Origin of the sequence: Collinsella sp. SGI.178, assembly GCF_050313495.1 — a bacterium.
GTDB lineage: Bacteria > Actinomycetota > Coriobacteriia > Coriobacteriales > Coriobacteriaceae > Collinsella.
This window is the reverse complement of the sequence record NZ_JBNPLM010000011.1, coordinates 18155-40865: the sequence shown is the minus strand read 5'-3', so window position 1 is coordinate 40865 and position 22711 is coordinate 18155. Positions and strand designations below refer to the sequence as shown.

The following is a 22711-nucleotide window of genomic DNA, read 5'->3' as shown; positions in this document are numbered from 1 at the left end:
AGTGCCGCTTATGAGTCGCCGCAACACCGAAATGCTCTTGCTCATCGCCTCGGCGTTCCCCGTCATCCTGCTGTATGCGATGTACGTGCTCACCGCAGGCGCTTCCATCTCGTTTGAAACGCTCGCCGTGCCGATCGGTCTTTTTGCCGCCTTCGCCGCGGCGCATATCGCCGTGCGCATCCTGGCGCCCGGTGCCGATCCGGCCATCCTGCCCATCGTCTTTGTGCTTTCGGGTATCGGCATCACGTTCGTAACGCGTCTGGCACCCGCCCTCGCCATCTCGCAGCTCGTCATTCTGTTTGTCTCGGTGGCACTGATGGTGGGCACGCTCGCGATGATCAAGAATCTCGATGTGGTCATGCGCTACAAGTACACCTTTGGCATCATCGGCATCATCTTGCTGATGCTGCCCATCTTTATCGGCACCACCATCTCGGGCTCCAAGCTGTGGATTCGCATCGCCGGCTTCACCATCCAGCCCGGCGAGTTCGCCAAGATTTTTATCGTATTGTTCTTGGCCGGATACCTAGCCGAAAACCGCGAGCTACTCTCCATCTCCAATCGCAAGATCTTGGGCCTCAAGGTCCCGCGCCTGCGCCTGCTGCTACCGCTGTTCGCTGTGTGGGGTGTATGCCTTCTGGTCGTTGTCTTCGAGCGCGACTTGGGCTCCGCTGTGCTGTTCTACACCATCTTCTTGCTGATGCTCTACGTCGCCACGGGACGTTTCTCGTATGTCGTCATCGGCCTTGCGCTTTTGGCAGTGGGTGCCGTGGGCGCCTACAAGTTCCTGTCGCATGTCCAGGTACGTTTCCAGATCTGGGCCGACCCCTTTAAGGATGCCCAGGGCCAGGGCTACCAGATTGTGCAATCCCTTTTCTCGTTGGCTGACGGCGGTCTTATCGGCGTTGGCATCGGTAATGGCATGGCCAATAACATCCCCGTCGTCGAGTCCGACTTCATTTTCTCGGCCATCGGCGAGGAAATGGGCCTTTTGGGCGGCGGCGCCGTACTCGTCCTGTTTATGCTCTTTGCCGTGCGAGGCCTGACCACGGCCGCCCGCGCTAAGTCCGACCTTGCCGCATTTAGCGCCACGGGCCTCACGGCCGCCATTAGCTTCCAGGCCTTCTTGATCGTTGGCGGCGTTACCCGCCTGATTCCGCTGACCGGCGTCACCCTGCCCTTTATGAGCCAGGGCGGCTCCTCGCTGCTGGCGAGCTTTATCATTGTCGCGCTTTTGCTGCGCGCCGGCGATGAGGCCACCGGTCGCGAAGCCGAGCTCACCGGTACCGGCACCATGGCCGCCATCACTGACGACCAGGTCGCTTCTGCCGCGGCGCATGCCGGCACGCGCTTCGCTTCTTCGTCTTCCTACGGCCGTGGCAGCCACTCCACCGGCTCGCGCATGCGTCGTCGCCTGCTCGATACGCCCGAATCTGGCGTGCTCGGCCGCGTGGCGCTCGCCAACCGCCTAACCCGCGCGGTGTTTGCCTTTACGGCCCTGTTCGCCATCCTCATCGGCAACCTCACCTATGTCCAGGTCATCAAGGCCAAGGATTACCAGGATATGCCGACCAACAATCACACCATCGCCCGTTCCAAGTACATCCAGCGCGGCTCCATCATCACGTCCGACGGCGTGACGCTGGCCGAATCGCTGCAACAGGAGGACGGCACCTACGTACGCTCCTACCCTAACGGCAACCTGGCCGCCCATGTGGTTGGCTATGTGAGCCAGCAGTACGGTACCGCCGGCATCGAGAGCGTGATGAACGACACGCTCACCGGTTCCAAGGATTACTCCAGCTGGAACAACGCCATCGCGTCGCTCGCGGGCCAAAACCAGCCGGGCAACACCGCCAAACTTACCATCGACTCCCGCATCCAGACGGCTGCCGAACAGGCTCTCAAGGGCTTTAAGGGCGCCGTCGTGGTCATGGACCCGCGCACTGGCGCGGTGCTCGCATGCGCCAGCTCGCCCACCTACGACAACACCAACATCGACGCCCTGCTGCAATCGGGCGGCGGTGAGGACGGTTCTATGTACGACCGCGCCATGGACGCCCTCTATACTCCGGGCTCCACGTTTAAGGTCGTCACGCTTTCGGCGGCACTCGAGACCGGCACCGCAAGCCTTTCGAGCACTTATCAGGCGCCCGGTTCCATGGATATCGGCAATGCACCGGTCACCAACTCCGCCAATGAGAGCTACGGCACGATTAGCCTGCAGCAGGCCTTTGCCGTGTCGTCCAACGTCGTCTTTGGTCAGGTGGCAAACGAGGTCGGCGCCAGCTCACTCGTACAGTTCGCCAACGCCTTTGGCTATGGCCAAAAGCTCGGTCAGGACCTAACCGCCACGGCGTCCATCATGGCCGACCCCTCGCTCATGACCGAGTGGGAAACCGCCTGGGCCGGCGCCGGCCAGCCCGTCGGCATGGACCACACGCCGGGTCCGCAGACCACCGTCATGCAGAACGCCGTTATCGCGGCGGCCATCGCCAACAGCGGCGTCGTCATGGACCCGTTCTTCGTTGCCCAGGTGCTCGCCCCAGACGGAACCGTGGTCAAAACCACGCAGTCCCGCTCACTGGGCCAGGCCGTCAGCGCCACCACGGCCGAACAGGTCAAACAGGCCATGCTCGACGTCGTTCAATCCGGCACCGGCACCGATGCCCAGATTCCGGGCGTCAAGGTTGCCGGCAAGACCGGCTCTGCCGAGACCGTCGGTACCAAAGTCAACTCAATGTTCGTCGGTTTTGCGCCTTACGATTCACCCACGGTCGCCATCTCGGTAGCCTTGGAGGATTACGACAAGCACGACGTCCAGGCGGCAAAGATCGCCGGCATCGTCCTGACCGCGGCGCTTGCCGCCCAGGGAGCGTGATGCCCGTGATTGATGCGCAAGCATGGGGCGTGCCGCGGCCGATAACGCTAGCGGCAATGCGCCACACGGCCCCAGCGGCCTCAAATTTGGTACTACACACATCGTTGAGCGAATAGTCATGTTAGGAGCAGGAATGGAACAGAGGGTCCTCGGGGGAAGATACCTCCTCAAGGATAAGGTAGGAACGGGCGGCATGGCGACCGTCTACCGTGCACAGGACCAGGTCCTCGACCGCACGGTAGCTATCAAAATCATGCTGCCGCAATATGCCGGCGACGCCACCTTTGCCGCACGCTTTAAGCAGGAGGCCCAAGCAGCCGCCGGCCTCTCCTCCCCCTATATCGTCGGCGTCTACGATTGGGGCAAGGACGGCGACACCTATTACATCGTCATGGAATACCTGCGCGGCACCGACCTTAAGAGCGGCATCAAGAGCCACGGCGCCCTTGACCCCAAAAAGGTCGCCCAGATCGGCTCGCAGATCAGCTCCGCACTTTCGGTCGCCCACAAGCACGAGATCATCCACCGCGATATTAAGCCGCAGAACATCATGGTGCTGCCCGACGGCAACATCAAGGTCATGGACTTTGGCATCGCGCGCGCCAAGAACAGCCACCTTACGCAGGACAACAACGTTTTGGGCACCGCCCACTACGTAAGCCCCGAGCAGACCCGCGGGCAGGATCTAGGCCCCACCTCGGACATTTACTCGCTGGGCGTCGTGATGTACGAGTGCGCCACCGGCCGCGTGCCTTTCGACGGCGACGATGCCATCTCGGTCGCACTCAAGCAGGTCAACGAGTTGCCCGTGCCGCCGAGCCAGATCAACTCCGGTGTCGATGCCGATCTTGAGCGCATTATCCTCAAGTGCATGGAAAAAGATCCGGCCAACCGTTTCCAGACGGCCGACGAGCTGCGTCAGGTGCTCAACAGCTACCTGTCTGGTCGCGCCGTCAACGTGCCGGAGCCTACGCGCGTTATCGGCGCCGTTGGCGACCTGGGTGCCACCAAGACCCGAGAGCTATCCGACCAGACGCGCGCCATGGTACGCCCCGTCTCGGGCGTGAGCGGACAAAATAACGCTCGCAGCTCCGTCTCGGGTTCAACCGGCTCTTACGCCACCGAGCAGCCCAAATCCAACAAGAACAAGATCATCGCCGCCGTAATTGCTGCGGTAGCCGTTATCGGCGTCATCGTGGCCTTTGCCACCGGACTCTTTGGCGGCGAGCAGGTCCCGGTTCCCGATGTGTTGGGTAAGGACCAGCAGACCGCCGTCGAACTGATTAAGGATGCCGGCCTTGACGTCGGAACCATTGACCAGAGCTACAACGACGACGTCGACGAGGGAAAGGTTGTCGAGCAGACTCCTAACGGTCACACCAAGAAGCCCAAGGGCACCAAGGTGAATCTGGTAATCTCCAAGGGTCCCAAGCCCTCCGAGAAGGTTGATGTCCCGCAGCTCGTTGGTCTGACCAAGGACCAGGCAGAGGCGGCGCTGGCAAGCGTCGGCCTTAAGGGCAATGCCACCGAGGAAGCCAACGAGGCCGAAAAGGGCGAAGTCTTTGAACAGGGCACCGATGCGGGCAAGGAAGTCGAGAAGGGCACGACCATTTCGTACAAAGTCTCGAGTGGACCCGACACCACCTCCGTTCCCGATCTGACCGACATGACCGAGGCTCAGGCACGCAACGCCCTCGATATGGCCGGCTTCGGCGTCGATGTAACCTACCAGGAGAACGATTCCGTCACCGAGGGCACCGTCATTAGCTGGAACCCCAGCGGTAAGCAAAAGCCCGGCGCCACGATTACCGTCGTCATCGCCAAGAAGTCCGGCAAGGCAAACGTTCCGGGCAACCTGTACGGCAAGAGCATCTCCTCCGCCGTCACCGCGCTCAACAACGCCGGATTCTACAACATCGCATTCTGCGATCAGAACGGCAACCCCGTGAGTGGTAACGAAAACGCCACCGTGACGGGCGTCTCCCCCACTGGCAAGCAGTCCACCGACAGCACGATCACGCTGACGGTTTCGATTTCTGGCTCTGGCACCGATTCAGGCGACGATTCCGGCACGACCAACTAGTCATCGAGACATTGCCCACAGCGGCTGATGCCGCAAACATATTCGCTCACAGGCGCCCGCTTGCTCCCCCAGCAAGCGGGCGCTTTCTTTATCCGAAGCAGCGAAAACTACGGTATGCCTTTAAACCAGAAGAGCCCGGTACCGCAGCGGTACCGGGCGCGATATTGCTCTGGTGCCCCCGGGCGGATTCGAACCGTCGACACCCGCTTTAGGAGAGCGGTGCTCTATCCCCTGAGCTACGGAGGCATGTTGTACTAGTGTAGCAGATTTGCGCCACTGCCATGCAGCGCATAGCCACTCTTCGAAGTTACGGTGGAACAGCCTTCCGGAAAGCGTGTCCCACTATCCAGACGAATTCTGGGACGGGCTTTCCGGATGGGGCCTCTCTAGGAAACTACGACCCGAAATTTGAGCTCGAAACGGGATATGGTTTCCCAAATGAGCCTGTTCCGGAAACTGTATCCCAAAATAGGCGCTCAAACTGGGATGATATTTCCCCAGCGAATCCCGCGAAGAGCTACAGGTAGTCATTGGGGACGTTCTTAAATGACTAGTCGTATAAGAACGTCGCAGGCGATTAGTTGCCTTTGTGGAAAAGGCCTTTGATAACGGAGGGTATGCTCTTGGCGCCCTTGGCCGTCACATCGATAAAGTCGGGCGAACGCACAAGCTTATCCTCGTCGACGTACTTGCGAACTGCACGAAGCGTCTCTTTGTCGTCGCGCGTCGAAAACGTAAAGTGGCCGTTATCCTTGGTAAAGATAGCAAAACGCGTGATCTTCTTAGTGCCGCGCAAAACCTCGGCGGCAATATAGTCGACCTCGTCCCACGGAATTTGAATAAAATCCTCGGGATTGCGCTCGTTGTAATACTCGAACGCCTTATTGCCCACCATCACGTTACCGTGGCTGGTAAGCCCCATCAGGCAGGTTGCCGGTGTTGCCAGATCGACCGTGCTGTTCTGAGATTGCGCCATGCGCGCCTCGCCCTCCAAATAAAACAATCGGACCGCATCCAGTGTACCCACCGGGTGCGGTCCGTTTCAATGGCTCAAAAGCCCTTGCCTAGCAACTCTCGGTCTTAAGCCGAAGCGCGATTACATGAAGCCGCAAACGCGACCGATGATACCGACGGCGAAGAGAGCCAGGATGATGACGATCGGGCTGACCTTCTTCTTGAGCAGCTTGCAGACGAACAGCGTCAGGCACACGGCAGCAAGGCCGGGGATGAGCTGATCGAGGTTAGCCTGAAGCGTGGTGACCTTCACCTGATCAAGGGCGGTAGCACCGACGGAGTTGTACATCGTCAGCGCTTCCTTGATGCCCTCGGCACCGGAAGGCAGGTTAGCCCAGTCAATGAAGGCGCCGGCAGACTGCGTGACCTTGGAGACGACCGGGGTGAAGGAGATGGACACCCAGCGCTCGACCAGGGCGCCGATGATGAACATACCCAGGATGGAAGCACCCTCGGTGACCTTGCCCATCAGACCGCCGGAGAGATCCTTGGCGATGGAGGAGCCGACCTTATAGCCAAACTCCTGCGTGTACCACAGGAAGGCGTAACGGATGATGTTCCATGCGAAGAAGAACAGCAGCGGACCGGCGATGCTGCCGGACAGGGCCAGGGAAGCGCCCAGAGCGCCCAGGATCGGGCGAAGGGTGAACCAGAAGGCGGGGTCGCCGACGCCGGCGAGCGGGCCCATCATACCGACCTTGACGCCCTGAATGGCGACGTCATCGATCGGCGCACCGTTGGCGCGCTCCTCCTCAAGAGCGAGGGTAACACCAATGACGGGGGCGGAAACATAGGGATGGGTGTTATAGAACTCCAGGTGGCGCTTAAGCGCGGAAATCTGGTCGTCCTTGCTGGTGTAGAGCTTCTTGATCGCAGGGATCATTGCGAAGCACCAGCCGCCATTCTGCATACGCTCGTAGTTCCACGAGCCCTGAAGGAACTGATGACGGAAGCAAACCTTCTTGCGGTCAGCCTTGGTGAGCTGAATCTTGTTCTCTGCCATATGTATCACTCCCCTCCTACTCGTAATCGTTCAGAATGTCGCCGAGCGGGTCACCGGAGCCACCGCCCATGCCGCCACCCTGCTTGGCCAGATCCTTGAGGCCAAGGTAGATGAGGGCAAGGGAGATGCCGATGAGGCCAAGAGCGATCAGCGTGAGCTGAGGGATGGCAGCAAGGACAAAGCCGAGGATGAAGAACGGCCAGGTCTCCTTGGTGGCCATCATGTTGATGACCATGGCGTAACCGACGGAAGCGACCATGCCGCCGCCGACAGCCATGCCGCCGGACAGCCAGTCGGGCATAGCGTTAAGCGCGTTGGTAACCGCCTCGGCCGGGATGATGCACAGAAGTACTGCCGGGATGGCGATACGAAGGCCCTGCATGAGGATGGCGGCGTACTGCCAGCGCTCGATGCCGGAGAAGTCGCCCTTCTCGGCGCAACCGTCCATGGCGTGAGCGATAGCGGTAGCCAGGGTACGGCAGATCATGGTCAGGAACAGACCAGCGACCGACAGCGGGACGGCGACGGCGATGGCGGCGGTAACGGCCTTGGCCGAATCGGTGGCGCCACCGTTGAGGGCGAGCACCATGATAATCGAAGAAGCGACCGAGGCCAGAGCGGCGTCAGGCGCGACGGCAGCGCCGACGTTAGCCCAGCCAAGGGCCATCATCTGGAGCGAACCGCCCAGGAGGATGCCCTCCTGAAGGTGACCGGTTACGAGACCGATAAGCGTGCATGCCACGAGCGGCTGATGGAACTGGAACTCATCCAGAATGCCTTCCATACCGGCAAGCAACGCGACAATCGCAACAAGCAGAATAGTGATTGCAGACATGTATCGGACCCTCCTTTACTATGCTTGAGCGGCCAGTTCGGCCTTAGCTTTCTTCAACATGGCGTCGAGATCCTCGGAGGAATCCGAAGGAACCTTGCGGACCTCGAACTTGACGCCCTTGGCCTTGAGGGCCTCGAGAGTCTTAACGTCGTCATCGCCCATAGCGACGGCGTTGGTGACGACGACCTTGCCCTTGGAGTGAGCCATGGAACCGATGTTGACTTCCTTGATGTCGACGCCGGCCTCGATAGCCTTGAGCAGATCCTGCGGGTTCTCAAAGAGCAGCATGGCCTTGGTGTCACCAAAGCGCGTGTCCTTGACAACCTCGGCCATCTTCTTGATGGGCACGACGTTGGCATGGACTCCCGGAGGGGCAGCCTGCTCGATCATGGTCTTGCGGAGCTCGTCGTGAGCAACGCCGTCGGAAACCACGATGATGCGGTTGGGGTTGATCTGCTTGGTCCACGTGGTGGCCACCTGACCATGCAGCAGACGGGTGTCGATACGGACGTGGGCGATCTTGATGTGCCCATCGCCGATGACCGTTCCCGGAGGGATGGCGCCTGCAGGAGCAGCGGCGGCCGTGGCCGGCTTCTTCTCCTCGGGCTCCAGAGACTCGGGCTTGACGCGCACGCCAGCCTTAGCCTCAGTCACGAGATGTTTTGCGATCGCATGTGCAGTGTTCTTTGCGTCAAAGCGCTGCGAATATGCCTCGATGAGCATAGGCAGGTTGACACCGGTGACGATAGCCCAGGAATCGTGGCCCTCGATGAGACCGCTGATCTGGTTGAACGGCGTGCCGCCCCACAGATCAACGAGGAAGAGCACCTGCTCCTGGTCCTCGAAGGAAGCGATTGCTTCCTCGACCTTGGCACGGAAGTCGTCGGGGCCCATGCTCGGCTCGAGCGAGACCACGGCCACAGACGGCTGATCGCCAAAGACCATCGAGCCCGTCTGCTTGATTCCGGCTGCCAAGTCCCCGTGGCTAGCAAGAACAATACTTACCATCACATAACCTCCTCTTTGTCTACGTATTTCCTACACGACATGAAAGGAGTATACCTGTTCGTCCTGTAAAATTATAGAGAAAAATGCGAATGATTGGATAATTTGTTTAAACGTCTAGGTTTGTTACAAGTTGATTACGTTACTGCTTTTTGACGGATTACACGCCAAGGCGTCACTTATCAAGCCATTCATTTTACAGATACAAGCAGGCTGGTCATTAATATCGATTTTAGGCAAGCGCGAATGCGCTTGTACTGCAGTTATTTTGTTTAAACAGACATAACTTGACTATTAGCGTGACTTATGCACTAACGTAAGTAGTCATTGGGGACGTTCTTAAACGACTAGTCAAACAAGAACGTCCCCAACGACTAGGGGCTAGACGATGTGGAGGGGGTTGGCAGCGTCGACGGCATCGGGGGCGTCGGAGGGGTCATCGGGAACAGTGTCTGCCGGGTCCTCGTCGGGGGTCTCAATCTGCTTGATCATGACCTCCTGGCCCTGCAGCAGGTATGTCTCGCCGCTACCACAATGGGGACAGATCTTGCCGTGCTCGACCGTCGCATAGTCGCGGCCGCACGCCTCGCAATGCGTCACGGCCTCGACAGGCTCCACGATAAGCTCCGCGCCCTCGGTGATAGGCTTTTTATCTGCCGCCCAGCGCCAAGCGTCGAGCAGCAAGTCGGGAACGACGCCCGAGACCTCGCCCAGCAGCAGCGTGACGCTCGAAACGCGACTCACGCCATTGGCGCGCGCCACGTTCTCGACATCGCGAATAATGTGATAGACGATTCCCAATTCATGCAAGGCGAAAACCCTTCTGCAGCGGTTGATACGATGTCAATCCATATATCAGCGAGCGGCGATCCAGGTGCCCCAGGTTGCCCCGAAACAAGGCGTCCGCTGGGCTTTTTGCCCGCGGCGCCGCAGTTGAGGGGCAAGATGGGGTATCTGGGCGCCGCGCAGCGTCGGCAGTGCCGCCGTTCGTTAGAACGGCGGAGCCTCATTACTTCTTCCCGAATTTGATCTTGATGGCACGCTTGAGCGCGTACTTGCCCAAGCTGGGGAGCTTTTGCTCGTATTTAACCATCGTGGAGCACTCGGGGCGGTCGCGATCCAGATGGATGGCGTCGAACGCGCACTTGGTGGTGCACAGACCGCAGCCGATACACTTGTTGGGGTCGACGATCGAGGCACCGCAACCCAGGCAGCGGGCGGTCTCGGCGCGTACCTGCTCCTCGGTAAAGGTCTCGACGTACTCGCTAAAGGGCGCGGCCTTCTCGCGCTCGCGGTCGACATGTGCCACCTCGCGGGTCGCGTTGTCGTAGCTCTCGATCACGACATCGTCGCGGTCGAGCGCGATGTAGCGGCGCTGGTTGCGGCCGATGGTGAGCGTGGAGCCCGGTTGCACAAAGCGGTGGATGGACACGGCGGCCTCATGACCGGCAGCGATGGCGTTGATGGCAAAGCTCGGACCGGTGTAGACGTCGCCGCCCACAAAGATGTCGGGCTCGGCGGTCTGGTAGGTCTGAGGATCGGCAAGGGCACCCTGGCCGCGGCCAAGCTCCACCTTGGAGCCAGCCAGCAGGTCGCCCCACACGATGGACTGACCGATCGACATGACCACGCGGTCGGCGTCGACACGACGCAGGTCGTTCTCGTCGTACTCGGGCGCAAAACGGCCCTCGTCGTCAAAGACACGCGTGCAGCGCTTGAAGGTGATACCGCACACACGACCGGCCTCGTCCAGGTGAACCTCCTTGGGGCCCCAGCCGCAGCTGATGTGGGCGCCGTCCTCAACGGCCTCGCGACGCTCCTCCTCGCTGGCGGGCATCTGGGCCTCGCTCTCCAGGCAGAACATCTCAACGTGCTCGGAACCCAGACGGCAGGCGTTGCGCGCGACGTCGATAGCCACGTTGCCGCCGCCCACCACGATGGTGCGGCCGGACAGCGCGTCGATCTTGCCACTGTTGACCTTGCGCAAAAAGTCGACGGCCACGGTCACGTCCTCGGCATCCTCGCCCGGAATACCGGCGAGGCGGCCGCCCTGGCAGCCAATGGCAACATAAAAGGCCTTAAAGCCCTGCTCGCGCAGCTCGTCGAGCGTCACATCGCGACCGACCTCCACGCCATAGCGGAACTCGGCGCCCATCAGGCGAATGACCTCGACCTCGGCCTCGATAACATCCTTCTGCAGCTTAAAGCTGGGAATGCCATAGGTGAGCATGCCGCCCGGGCGCTCATTCTTCTCGAACACGACGGGCTTGTAGCCCTTCTCGGCCAGGTAGAAAGCGCAGGACAGGCCGGCCGGACCGGCACCGATGATGGCGATCTTCTGGTCGAAGCCGCCGGCGCGCGTCGGGGTCACCACAGGTGGGACATAGCGGGTCGCGGCATCCAGATCGCGCTGGGCGATAAACTTCTTGACCTCGTCGATGGCCACGGCCTCGTCCACGCGACCGCGGGTGCAGGCATCCTCGCAGCGGCGATTGCACACACGGCCGCAGATAGCGGGCAGCGGGTTCTCGCGCTTGATGAGCGCTAGCGCCTCGTCATAGCGGCCCTGCGCCGCGAGCTTCAGATAGCCCTGAACGGCAATGTGCGCGGGGCAGGCCGTCTTGCAGGGCGCGGTGCCGGAATCGTGTGTCTCGATGCGGTTGTCGTTGCGGTAGTTGGGCGACCACTTGGTGTGGTCCCACTTGGTGGCATCGGGCAGCTCCTGGCGCGGATACTCGGGCACCTGTCCGCCGGCCTTTTTGCTGCAGAGCTTCTGGCCGAGCTTGACGGCACCGGCCGGGCACACCTCAACGCAGCGACCGCAGGCCACGCACTTGTCCTTCTCGACCTTGGCGACATAGGCCGAGCGCGACAGGTTGGGCGTGTTGAACAGCTGCGAGGTGCGCAGGGCGTAGCACACGTTGACGTTACAGTTGCAGATGGCGAAGATCTTGTTCTCGCCGTCGATATTGGTGATCTGGTGCACAAAGCCGTTGTCCTCGGCCTGGCGCAAGATGTCATAGACCTCCTCACGCGTCACATAATGGCCGCGGTCGGTCTCAACCACATAGTCGGCCATATCGCCCACGGCAATGCACCAGTCGGCGGGGTCGTCGGCGCAGCCCTCGCCCATCACACGACGGCTCGCGCGGCAGCTGCAGGTGCTGGCGGCATATTTGCCATCGTATTTGTCGAGCCAATGCTCGATATGCTCGATCGGCACCGAGGTGCTCGAAGCATCGATAGCCTTCTCGACCGGAATGACGTGCATGCCGATGCCGGCGCCTCCGGGCGGCACCATCGGCGTGGCTTTGGACAGCGGCCCCTTGGACGCCTGCTCAAAGAACTTGGCATAGACCGGATGCTCCTCGAGCTGGCCCACGCGCATGTTGAGGAACTCGGCGGAACCCGGCACCAGCATGGGCAGTACCCACTGCTTGGCGCGCTCGGGATTTTCCCAGTTGTACTCGAGCAGACCCGTGTAGCTCATGTCGTCGAGCATCTTCTCGATCTGGGCCTCGGGCATGCCGGTGAGCTTGACCATCTCGGGCAGCGTATAGGGACGGCGCATCTTCATCTTGCAGAGCACTTCGGCCTGCTCGTCGGTTGCGGCCTCGGCAAACGACCAGTACTCGTAGCCCAGCAGCTCGTCGCGATGCAGCAGACGGTTGGTGCAATGCTCGCACAGCTTGACAATGGCCTCGCGCGGATGCTCCGGCAGCGGCGGCACGAACTCCGAACCGATGTCGGGCTCGGTGTAGCTAATTCCCGGTCCGTTGAGAATCATGGTTGTCCCTTCTCTTGCCGCAGCCCGACGAGGCCGCAGCGCCCCTCTTTTTTGCAGGCCGGGCATGCCCCCATGCCGTTCACCCGCCATTGTTGACATTATGTCAAAAATAGTATTGACGAACCGTCAACAATATTCAAGACTATTAGGCGAACGGTCGGGCCCAAACGGATGAAAGGCGGCAAGCGCATGAGCGATAACGCAGCGAGCACCCCTGTGGCCGACGCCGTCTCCACGCCCGACAACGCGGCAAAGCGCCTGACAGGTGACGAGCGCCGTCGCGAGATTCTCGCCGCCGTGCGCGCCGTGAGCTCCGAGCTGGGCGTGTCCCATCTATCCGTCTCGGCCGTGACCAAGCGAGCCGGCTGCACGCGCTCGCTGTTCTACCACTACTTCGTCGACATGGACGCCGCCGTCACCGCCGTCATGGACGAGGCAATCGACGGTTTTATCTCCGAGCTCGAGCAGTGGAATGCCAGCCGCATCGTCGGTGATATCGAGGGCGCACTCGACACCGTCGCCCCGCTCTTTAAGCGCCTGGTTGTGAGCGGCCACGAGCTGCCGAGCACGCTCACCTCGAGCAGCGGCGCGCTCTACGGCGGCTTTCTGCACAACGTGGTCCAGCGCGTGGCGCAATACATCTGCGACACCACCGTGGTGGACTTTGTCGCCCATCATGACATGCGCATCGACCATGTCTACGAGACGTTTTACACCCTCATCATGGGGCTGTTGATGTACATCCGCACGCACCCCGATGTGCCCGACGAGACGGTTAAGGAGATTATCGCCTCGACACTCCACATCGAGGGCTACACCGCCAAGTATTCCGAGCGCAAGCCCAGGAACTGATGACATTTGGCCAAACTGCCCGCGACGGAAGAGGGGCCGCGGGCGTATGAAAGGAGAGCAGCATGCTGTTCGATGTTTGGGGTAGCGATACCCTTATCCACTGGGCCGGCTGGGCGATGGTCTTTATCGGCTTGATCGTACTCAACGAGGTCGGCCGCCGTACCAAGCTCGGCGCGGCCATCATCTTTGGCGTGGCTCCGCTGGCCATGACCATCTACTGCATCGCCATCGCCGTCGGCGTTTCGCAGGGTGCCGAGTGGGCGCTCACCAACCCCACCCATGTATACCAGAACAGCTGGTTCCATTACGCCAAGGTATACGCGGCGCTGGCCGGCTGCTGGGGCTTCATTGCCATTAAGTACCAGTGGGGCAAGATCGGCAAGGCGCATTGGTTCCGCGCATGGCCGTTTGTGATCGTCGCCATCAACATCTTGATCGCCGTCGTGTCCGACTTTGAGAGCGCCTATCACTTCTTTGTCCTGGGCGAGTCCACCTGGGTCACCTCCGAAGGTGCTACGCAGCTGGCCGGCTGGAACAACGTGTTCAACGGCATCGCCGGTATCATCAACATCTTCTGCATGACCGGTTGGTGGAGCGTCTACGCCTCCGAGGACAAGACCGACATGCTGTGGCCCGACATGACCTGGGTCTACATCATCGCCTACGATATCTGGAACTTCTGCTACACCTACAACTGCCTGCCCACCCACTCCTGGTTCTGCGGCTTTGCGCTGCTGCTGGCGCCCACCGTCGCCGCCTTTATCTGGAACAAGGGCGGCTGGATCCAGAACCGCGCCTTTACGCTGGCCATTTGGTGCATGTTTGCCCAGGTGTTCCCCTACTTCCAGGAGGAGTCCATCTTTGTGACGCACTCCACGCTCGACCCCAACGCCGCCACCGCGGTCTCGATCGTCGCGCTGGTCGCCAACATCGCCGCGATCATCTACGTCGCCTACCGTGCCAAGAAGCTCGGCCGCAACCCCTACAAGCAGGATGTCTTTGAGGGCACCAGCGATTGGGAGAAGGCCACTGCCCGTCGCGCCAAGGTTGATTACGCGCACGCCGAGTAACGCGCCTGACGCAAACACCACTTGAGCACGAAGCGGCATAGCCGGCTCCGCGCAACTCAACGCACTGCAGAGCCCCCGAAACGTGATTCGTTCGCGTTCCGGGGGCCTTTTGCTGCCGCGAGGATGCGGCTGAACGATACGCTCGGGTTAAATCGGATCTTAAATTTCGCATGCGCTTTATATGAATCCATTTTTGGGTACAGTGTTGAGCCGATATTGCATTGGGGGATATATGAGCGATGAGACACGTGGCCGCGAGGATGCGGCCCAGGATGCGGAAGCATGTGCCGAGGCCCTGGAGAGCCTTGACCGGATTGCGCTAGACGAGCTCTCATTGAGCGATTTGGCCGTCGACGCGCAGGACGAGGTGCGCGAAGGCACTGAGGACGAAGGCAGCGACGCCAAAGACGCTTCTGACGAGGCCGAAGCCGAAGAGGACGATAGCAAGGACGACGTCCAGTCGGAATCCGCCTCGGGAGAAGAGACCGCCCTGCTTGGCAGCTTGCCTGCCGATGACTCGCTCACCCGCGAGCTTCCTGGCCTGGGTTCTGCGCCGGCCGTCGACGAGACCATCGCCATGGGCGATATTCCCCTGCCGTCCGTTCCCTCGGCACGCGAAGCCGAGGCTCGCCATCACAAGATGTCGCCCAAGCGACGCAATTTGATGGTTGCCGGCGTCGTTGCCGCCGCGCTCGTTGCCGGCGGCGCGGGCTATGCCGCTTGGAACGGATACCAACAAGAACAGGCTGCCGTCGCTGCCGTCAACGCCCACACCATGATGTCGGTGCAGATTGGCGTACATGCCGCAGGGCTCGACTGTTCCACCGGCTCCAAGATTCCCGTGCAGGTGAGCGGGCAAGACTCTGACGGCTCCTCCGTGAGCGAGACGCTCTATGTTGATGAGCACGGTCGCGGTATTAAGCTGCTGCCTGGCGACTATACGCTCTCCATCGCTGGGTCCCCCATCGCAGCCGACGGTACCATTTACACCGTGCCAACCACCAAGGCGCAGGTTAGCGTAAAGAGCGACGGGCAGGACCTGAGCGCTCAGGCATCCTTTAAGCTTAAGGTACCTTCGGCAGACACGGTGACCGACGACCAGATCGATGCCGCGGCCAAGTACGCCGAGGAGGGCGGCGCGAGCTCTGCCGCGGTCGCAAAGGTGCTCCAGCAGGCGGCAACCGCGCGCCGTGACGCCGCCGTCAATGCCATGAGTTCCCGCGAGGCGCAGGCGGCCCGCGACGCCGATGCCCGGCATAAGGCAACGAACCTGTATCAGCTCGATATTCCCGTTGAGTGGTACGGCAAAGTCGCGACTTGGCAAAACGGCAATACGCTGTGCATCTATCTTGCCAGCGACAGCAATACGCCGATCGTGACGCTTGTCGCAGTGCGCGACGGCGAGAGCTTTACGCCCGATAAGGGCGATACGGTTTTAGGTGCGGCAAGCCTTGGCAACGGCTACACGGTCTACGCCAGCGGCCCCGTCTATCCGTATGTGGTGCCCCAGACCATCAACGGGCGCACACAAGACCCCGTGTCGACCTACCCCATGGACACGGCCATCGATCTTGTCGAGCTTACAACCGGCAACCGCTATACCTATAGCCAGATCAAGAACGTACTGGTCGGCAAAGACGGCAAGGCCGACGCTGCCACCAAACTCGAGACCGACTACCTCGCTCAGATTCTGATGCCAAGCATCAAGGCCCAAGACTAGCCGGCCGCAGCGAGGGTAGCTAATTTGGGACGGGGCTTTTTTAGCTGCCCCGACCGTTAATCGACTAAGCCGGCACATTACCAGCCGGGGCAGCTAAAAAAGCCCCGTCCCAAATTAGCTACCCTGCAGGAGTTAGCGCCACGGATCGGCTTCGAACATCGGCTCGCGCTCGGGGCGGCGATCGCTGTAGGGATCGTAGCCGTCGTCGTCCTCGTTCTCGGCACGGATGTAGGGGTCGCGCGGCTTGGGTGCCGGCTTGGGCGCAGGCTTGGGTGCGGCGGGCGCTGACTCAGGCGCCGGTGCGTTCGTCTCGTTCTCGTCTTTCATCTGCATAGCTCCTTGCCATGTACTCACGTTCAACATCATCGATTGTCGCACGAAAAAGGGCGGCGGACCCAATTGGATCCGCCGCCCTTGGCGTTTGGCTCAAAAGGTAGATTTTAAGGCATGGCCCAACAATCTACTCGGCGTCGGGCACCTCGTAGGTGGCAGACGGCGTGTTATCGCACACGACGGTAAAGGCACCGTCCTTGTCGACGTCAACCGTCACCTGATCACCCTCGCGCACCGTACCGTCGATGATAGCGGCGGCGATAGCGTCCACGACCTCGCGCTGCACCAGACGCTTGAGCGGACGGGCGCCAAAGACCGGGTCCAGACCGCCCACGGCGAGCATCTGCTTGGCCGCCGGGGTGATGGCAAGCGTCATGCGCTCCTTGGCCAGACGTGCGCGGACGTCGGCGAGCTGAATATCGACGATCTTTTCGATCTGCGCCATGCCGAGCGGATGGAACACCACGATATCGTCGATACGGTTGAGGAACTCGGGACGGAAAGTCTGAGCCATGGCCGCGTCAACCTGATGGCGCATCTCCTCCTCGTCCTTGCCCGAAAGATCGGCGATAGCCTTGGAGCCCACGTTGGACGTCATGATGATGATCGTGTTCTTGAAGGACACCTGACGACCCTGACCATCGGTCAGACGACCGTCGTCGAGCACCTGCAGCAGCACGTTGAAGACATCCGGGTGAGCCTTCTCCATCTCGTCGAGCAAGATCACGGAGTACGGGCGACGGCGCACGGCCTCGGTGAGCTGTCCACCCTCGTCGTAGCCCACGTATCCCGGGGGCGCACCGATCAGACGCTGAACGCTGAACTTCTCCATGTACTCGGACATGTCGATACGCACGAGTGCGCGCTCGTCATCGAACAGGCACTCGGCCAGCGCCTTGGCGAGTTCGGTCTTGCCCACACCGGTGGGGCCCAGGAAGAAGAAGCTGCCGATGGGCTTGTCCGGATCGGAGAGGCCCGCACGGCTACGGCGCACGGCCGCGGCGACGGCGGAGACGGCCTCATCCTGGCCGATGACGCGCTTATGCAGCTCGCCTTCCAAGCCCTTCAGCTTGTCGAGCTCACCCTGCATCATCTTGGAGACGGGCACACCGGTCCAGGCGCTCACGACCTCGGCGATCTCGTCGGAGGTCACCTGCTCGTTGAGGCCTTCACCGTCCTGCTGCTTTTGTGCCTCGAGCGCGGCCTCGGAATCCTGAATCTGCTGTTGCAGACCCGGAATCACGGAGTAACGCAGCTCGGACGCACGGCCCAAGTCTCCGTTGCGCGTCGCACGTTCCTCTTCGCTCTTGGCCTCATCGAGCTGGCCCTTGAGCTCCTGCACATGGTCGATGGCGTTCTTTTGGTTGAGCCAACCGGCCTTTTGCACGTTGAGCTTTTCTTGAACCTCGGCAATCTCCTGGCGCAGGGTCTCCAGACGCTCCTTGGAGGCGTCGTCGGTCTCCTTCATGAGCGCCTGTTCCTCGATCTGCAGCTGGGTGAGCTGACGCGTGGTGGCGTCGATCTCGACCGGCATGCTGTCGAGCTCCATGCGCAGGCGGCTTGCGGCCTCATCGACCAGGTCGATGGCCTTGTCGGGCAGGAAGCGGTCGGCGATGTAACGATCGGAAAGATCGGCGGCGGCCACGAGCGCGCTATCGGTAATGTGCACGCCGTGGAAGATCTCGTACTTCTCCTTGAGGCCACGCAGGATCGAAATGGTGTCCTCAACGGTAGGCTCGGAGACCATAACGGTCTGGAAACGACGGGCGAGCGCCGCGTCCTTCTCGATGTACTTGCGGTATTCGTCGAGCGTGGTCGCGCCGATCGCGTGCAGGTCGCCGCGGGCGAGCGCAGGCTTGAGGATGTTGCCGGCGTCCATGGAGCCCTCGGTGGCGCCCGCGCCCACAATGGTGTGGAGCTCATCGATGAACAGGATGACCTTGCCTTCGGACTTCTGCACTTCCTTGAGCACGGCCTTCAAGCGGTCCTCGAACTCGCCGCGGTACTTGGCACCGGCGACCAGCGCGCTCATGTCGAGCTCGATGAGGTCGCGGTCGCGCAGCGTGCTCGGCACGTCGCCGGCCACGATACGCTGGGCGATGCCCTCGACGATGGCCGTTTTACCGACACCCGGCTCGCCGATGAGCACAGGGTTGTTCTTGGTGCGACGGGACAGGACCTGGATAGTACGACGGATCTCGTCGGTACGGCCGATAACCGGATCGAGCTTGCCGGCACGGGCCAGGTCGCAGATGTTGCGGCCGTACTGCTCCAGTGCCTCAAACTGGGTCTTGTCCTCGGCGGACGTCACGCGGTCATCGCCGCGCAGCTCCTCGTAGACCTGCTCGATACGCTCCTTGGTAACGCCGGCATCGCGCAGCACGCGGCCCGCCTCACCTTTGTCCTCGGCAAGCGCCATCAGCAGATGCTCGGTCACTACAAAGCTGTCGCCCATCTTGGTGGCCTTTTTCTCGGCCTTCTCGATGACACGGACGAGCTCGTTGGACAGGCCCATCTGCTGGCCCTCGCCCGAAACCTTGGGTGCGCGGTCGATGGCATCTTGCGTGGAGTGTGCAAGCTGGGCTGCGTCGGCGCCGATGCGCTCGATAATCACGGAGATATTGCGCTCGCCGGCACCGAGCAGGGCGGACAGCAGGTGAATCGGCTCCACCGCGCCGGCCTGCGCGTCGGCAGCCGTGCTCATGGCGGTCTGCAACGCCTCGCGCGACGTCATTGCTAGCTTATCGATTCTCATGGAATCACCTCTCTTGGGGCGGCCGCCCTACGGGGCGGCTTCACGTTGTCCGAGAAGTATTGTTGCCAGCTTTGTACGATCTTATACACAAATCTAAGTCTCTATATATAAGATTTTCTGAGTGATTAAGCGATAGGGAGCAGGCACGCTCACCCGCTGCGGACTTGTCCCCTTACTATCTCAATCTGTAACATCTAGCGACTGTTTATGGCTCCAGATGTTACAAATCAAGATGAAATGGCCAGCGGCACCCGTTTGTCTCAATCTGTAACATCTACTCGGCAAATAGAGCTCTATCTGTTACAAATCGAGACGAACAGAAGACACCCGAATCGAAAATCTAAATCTGTAACACCAGGCCCACTTTTAGCAGCCAAGATGTTACAGATCGAGACAAACCGAGAACCGCCACAAAGGTGCCTGTCCCCTTTGTGGCGGTTTTCGACAAAAAAGAAGCCGCCCCATTAACAGAGGCGGCATCAAGCAAGTCTATTTATTAGCGTCCCTCAAGACCCAACGAGAACGTCGCGGTAGCCCCTGCCACACCTTTCCCTCGGGCGACCCTCGCGAAGCGCGTGAGCGGGCGGGAAAGGACAAGCCCCGGGCGGACAATTAAGTGCGTTACTCGGCAGCGGCCTTGAACTTGTTGTAGTTGATCAGGCAGCCGGCCTTGACGATGGCACGCTCCTCTGCCGTCATATCGGCAATGTAGAGCTCAATCTGCTCGACCGCACCATCGGCGCGCACCACGTAGGCGGCGATGTTCTGCAGATCACCGTCGAGCGCGGCACGGATACCCGGCACGAAGACGTAGTCGCCCACCTCAAAGTTGGGCTCGGCCTCCATCTGGAAGGGCACCATGCCCCAGTTCATCACATTGGAGCGATAGCGCTTGGTGGCGTACTCGTGGACGATGTTGGCCAGACCGCCAATCACGCGCTGGCAGCTCGCGGCCTGCTCGCGGGCAGAACCGTCACCGGGCTTCTTGGCATAGAGCATGGAGCCGTACTCAGTCGCCTTGGCATCGGCCACGACGCCGGCGCCGGCCAGCGCCTCAAACACGCCGGCAAGCTCGGCATCGAGTGCCGCCAGATCGCCCGCCGCCTCGCCGGCAACGCGGCGCTTCTCCACGGCGTCGACCTCCTTGGAACGACCCACGTAGGCCGGATCGCGGCGGCTGAGCGTAAACTCTGCCAGGCCCAGCGGGTTGGAGCGGAAGGAGCTCGTCTCGCCCGAGGGAATGAGCTCGTCGGTCGTGGTGACCGGGTCCATGATCTTGGAGCACACCTTGAGCAGGATATCGTCGCCGAGAGGCTCCATTGCGGGCCACGGCTTGATGTTGGGACCTTCGACCAGCTCGTCGGCAGGCTCTGCCTTGCCAAAGCCCCAGTACACGCGCTTTTTGTACGGCGCGTCGTCAAAGGTGTACTCGCAGGCCTCGTCCCAAGTCTCCTCGGGCAGGTCGGTCGCCGGCGTCAGGACGCCGCCGTTGGCAGCTGTCGCCGCAATGGAGCGAGCGTCCATCAGGGCCACGGCGCTCAGCTGACCATTGCCCGGCTTGGAACCCTCGCGGTTGGGGAAGTTGCGCGTGGTGTGGCGGATGGACAGGCCGTTGTTGGCAGGCGTGTCGCCGGCGCCAAAGCACGGACCGCAGAACGCCGTGCGCACGATCGCGCCAGCCTCCATAAGGTCGTAGATATAGCCACGACGCGTAAGTTCGAGTGCCACGGGCTGGCTCGTGGGATAGACCGACAGCGAGAACTCGCCGCAGCCGGTGTTGGCGCCCTTGAGCACGCGGGCAGCCTGGACCACGGAGTCGTAGTTGCCGCCCGAGCAGCCGGCGATAACGCCCTGTTGCACGTGAAGCTTGCCGTCGACGATCTTGTCGAGCAGGCTAAAGTGCGTCTTGCCCTCGCCGATCTTGGCGGCCTCGAGCTCCACCTCATGCAGAATGTCCTCGAGGTTCTCGTTGAGCTCCTCGATCTCAAAGCCGTTGGAAGGATGGAATGGCAGCGCGATCATGGGCTTGATGCCCGACAGATCGACCTCGACGCAACCGTCGTAGTAGGCGACATCGGCGGGCTTGAGCTCGCGGTAGTCGTCGCCGCGACCGTGCATGGCCAAAAACGCGTGCGTGTCCTCATCGGTGGCCCAGATGCTCGACAGGCAGGTGGTCTCGGTGGTCATGACGTCGACGCCGTTGCGGTAATCGGTCGTCATGCTCGCGATGCCGGGGCCCACAAACTCCATGACCTTGTTCTTGACATAGCCCTTGGCAAAAACGGCACGGATGATGGCGAGCGCCACGTCGTGCGGGCCGACGCCGGGACGCGGGACGCCCGTGAGGTAGATAGCGACGACGCCGGGATAGGCAACGTCGTAGGTGTCGCGCAGCAGTTGCTTTGCCAGCTCGCCGCCGCCCTCGCCCACGGCCATGGTGCCCAGGGCGCCATAGCGGGTGTGCGAGTCGGAGCCCAGGATCATCTTGCCGCAACCGGCGAAGTTCTCGCGCATAAAGGAGTGGATGACGGCGATGTGCGGCGGAACGAAGATGCCGCCGTACTTTTTGGCCGCGGAAAGGCCAAAGACGTGGTCGTCCTCGTTGATGGTGCCGCCCACGGCGCACAGCGAGTTATGGCAGTTGGTGAGCACGTAGGGCAGCGGGAACTGCTCCATGCCCGAGGCGCGCGCCGTCTGGATGATGCCGACGAAGGTGATGTCGTGGCTCGCCATGGCATCGAAGCGAATCTTGAGCGCCTCGGGGTCGCCGGACGTATTGTGTGCCTGGAGGATCGAATACGCGATGGTGCCGCGCTTGGCATCCTCGGGCGTCTGCGTAATACCGCGCTCGGCAGCCTCGGCCGCAGGCACAACCTCGCTGCCGCCGCGCAGGTAGATGCCGTCCTCGTACAGCTTGACCATACTGTCTCCCACTCTGCCCAAAAAATTTGGGCGCATAGCATGCATTCGTTCAATATCGTGCCATAGAACGGTTGCGAATGGGTTACGAATCTGCATGTTCACTTTATCTTGGTAAAGTACAGGACGAGCCCGATGTGGATCAGCAGATTTGGTGCAAGAGCGTCCCTTTCGACTAGTCATTTAAGAACGTCCCAATGACTACTCCGGCAACACCGATGTTTTGGCAACGACAGCGAGCGGGCCCCAATGACTACCAACGACTACCGCATTCGAAGCAAGGCAACGCCGCAGGTAGAGGACGGACAGCGAGCGGGCCGCATTTCCAAAGTGAGGAACGTCCCCAAGTGCCGCATCCGGACCATGGCAACGCCGCAGGTAGAGGACGGACAGCGAGCGACGTCCAGAGCGAACAAGTTGGCATGAAAAAGGCAAGGCATAGACCTTCTGGTCA

14 protein-coding genes and 1 tRNA gene are annotated in these 22711 nt (G+C 61.1%); 5 read left to right on the top strand and 10 right to left on the bottom strand.

The window, feature by feature from the left end:
• Positions 1-10: 10 nt before the first annotated feature.
• Together ACQRAQ_RS04750 and pknB are read left to right on the top strand one after the other, a co-directional pair.
• Entirely contained in the window at positions 11-2881 is a 2871-nt protein-coding gene (locus tag ACQRAQ_RS04750) for an FtsW/RodA/SpoVE family cell cycle protein (RefSeq protein WP_427794089.1), read from the top strand.
• A gap of 133 nt (positions 2882-3014) precedes the next feature.
• A complete protein-coding gene (gene pknB / locus ACQRAQ_RS04745) occupies positions 3015-4964 on the top strand; it encodes a Stk1 family PASTA domain-containing Ser/Thr kinase (protein WP_427794088.1) in 1950 nt (649 codons plus the stop codon).
• Between the two features lie 170 nt (positions 4965-5134).
• On the opposite strand, the gene ACQRAQ_RS04740 is transcribed toward pknB, so the two are convergent.
• The 7 genes from ACQRAQ_RS04740 to ACQRAQ_RS04710 form a co-directional block, all read right to left on the bottom strand.
• Positions 5135-5210, bottom strand: a tRNA-Arg gene (locus ACQRAQ_RS04740).
• A 331-nt stretch (positions 5211-5541) separates the two neighbouring features.
• Positions 5542-5940, bottom strand: coding sequence for a DUF956 family protein (locus tag ACQRAQ_RS04735; protein WP_427719318.1), 399 nt, complete (start codon positions 5938-5940; stop codon positions 5542-5544).
• A gap of 120 nt (positions 5941-6060) precedes the next feature.
• Positions 6061-6981: a PTS system mannose/fructose/sorbose family transporter subunit IID gene (locus ACQRAQ_RS04730; protein WP_154518429.1), complete on the bottom strand. Its 921-nt coding sequence runs from the start codon at positions 6979-6981 to the stop codon at positions 6061-6063.
• Positions 6982-6997: 16 nt separating this feature from the next.
• On the bottom strand, positions 6998-7816 hold the full coding sequence (locus ACQRAQ_RS04725; protein ID WP_055285302.1) for a PTS mannose/fructose/sorbose transporter subunit IIC: 819 nt from the start codon (positions 7814-7816) through the stop codon (positions 6998-7000).
• Positions 7817-7834: 18 nt separating this feature from the next.
• Positions 7835-8824 carry a PTS sugar transporter subunit IIB gene (locus ACQRAQ_RS04720; protein WP_154518426.1) on the bottom strand — a complete coding sequence of 330 codons (990 nt, stop codon included), beginning with the start codon at positions 8822-8824 and terminating at the stop codon, positions 7835-7837.
• Positions 8825-9202: 378 nt separating this feature from the next.
• A complete protein-coding gene (locus ACQRAQ_RS04715) occupies positions 9203-9631 on the bottom strand; it encodes a hydrogenase maturation nickel metallochaperone HypA (protein ID WP_427794087.1) in 429 nt (142 codons plus the stop codon).
• A 199-nt stretch (positions 9632-9830) separates the two neighbouring features.
• Complete coding sequence (locus tag ACQRAQ_RS04710; RefSeq protein ID WP_427794086.1) at positions 9831-12608, bottom strand: FAD-dependent oxidoreductase; 2778 nt, start codon at positions 12606-12608, stop codon at positions 9831-9833.
• Between the two features lie 189 nt (positions 12609-12797).
• Between ACQRAQ_RS04710 and ACQRAQ_RS04705 the strand changes: the two genes are divergently transcribed.
• The 3 genes from ACQRAQ_RS04705 (at position 12798) to ACQRAQ_RS04695 (ending at position 16250) form a co-directional block, all read left to right on the top strand.
• Positions 12798-13460: a TetR/AcrR family transcriptional regulator gene (locus tag ACQRAQ_RS04705; protein WP_427794085.1), complete on the top strand. Its 663-nt coding sequence runs from the start codon at positions 12798-12800 to the stop codon at positions 13458-13460.
• A gap of 62 nt (positions 13461-13522) precedes the next feature.
• Positions 13523-14530 carry a DUF5692 family protein gene (locus tag ACQRAQ_RS04700; RefSeq protein ID WP_427794084.1) on the top strand — a complete coding sequence of 336 codons (1008 nt, stop codon included), beginning with the start codon at positions 13523-13525 and terminating at the stop codon, positions 14528-14530.
• 232 nt (positions 14531-14762) lie between these two features.
• Positions 14763-16250, top strand: coding sequence for a hypothetical protein (locus tag ACQRAQ_RS04695; protein ID WP_427794083.1), 1488 nt, complete (start codon positions 14763-14765; stop codon positions 16248-16250).
• 132 nt (positions 16251-16382) lie between these two features.
• On the opposite strand, the gene ACQRAQ_RS04690 is transcribed toward ACQRAQ_RS04695, so the two are convergent.
• The 3 genes from ACQRAQ_RS04690 to ACQRAQ_RS04680 all read right to left on the bottom strand — a co-directional run bounded on the left by ACQRAQ_RS04690 (position 16383) and on the right by ACQRAQ_RS04680 (position 22260).
• Positions 16383-16577 carry a hypothetical protein gene (locus tag ACQRAQ_RS04690; protein WP_229770727.1) on the bottom strand — a complete coding sequence of 65 codons (195 nt, stop codon included), beginning with the start codon at positions 16575-16577 and terminating at the stop codon, positions 16383-16385.
• Between the two features lie 133 nt (positions 16578-16710).
• Positions 16711-19338, bottom strand: a complete 2628-nt coding sequence (clpB, locus tag ACQRAQ_RS04685) for an ATP-dependent chaperone ClpB (protein WP_427727353.1) — start codon at positions 19336-19338, stop codon at positions 16711-16713.
• Positions 19339-19959: 621 nt separating this feature from the next.
• Positions 19960-22260 carry a hydratase gene (locus tag ACQRAQ_RS04680; RefSeq protein WP_427794082.1) on the bottom strand — a complete coding sequence of 767 codons (2301 nt, stop codon included), beginning with the start codon at positions 22258-22260 and terminating at the stop codon, positions 19960-19962.
• Positions 22261-22711: the final 451 nt, after the last annotated feature.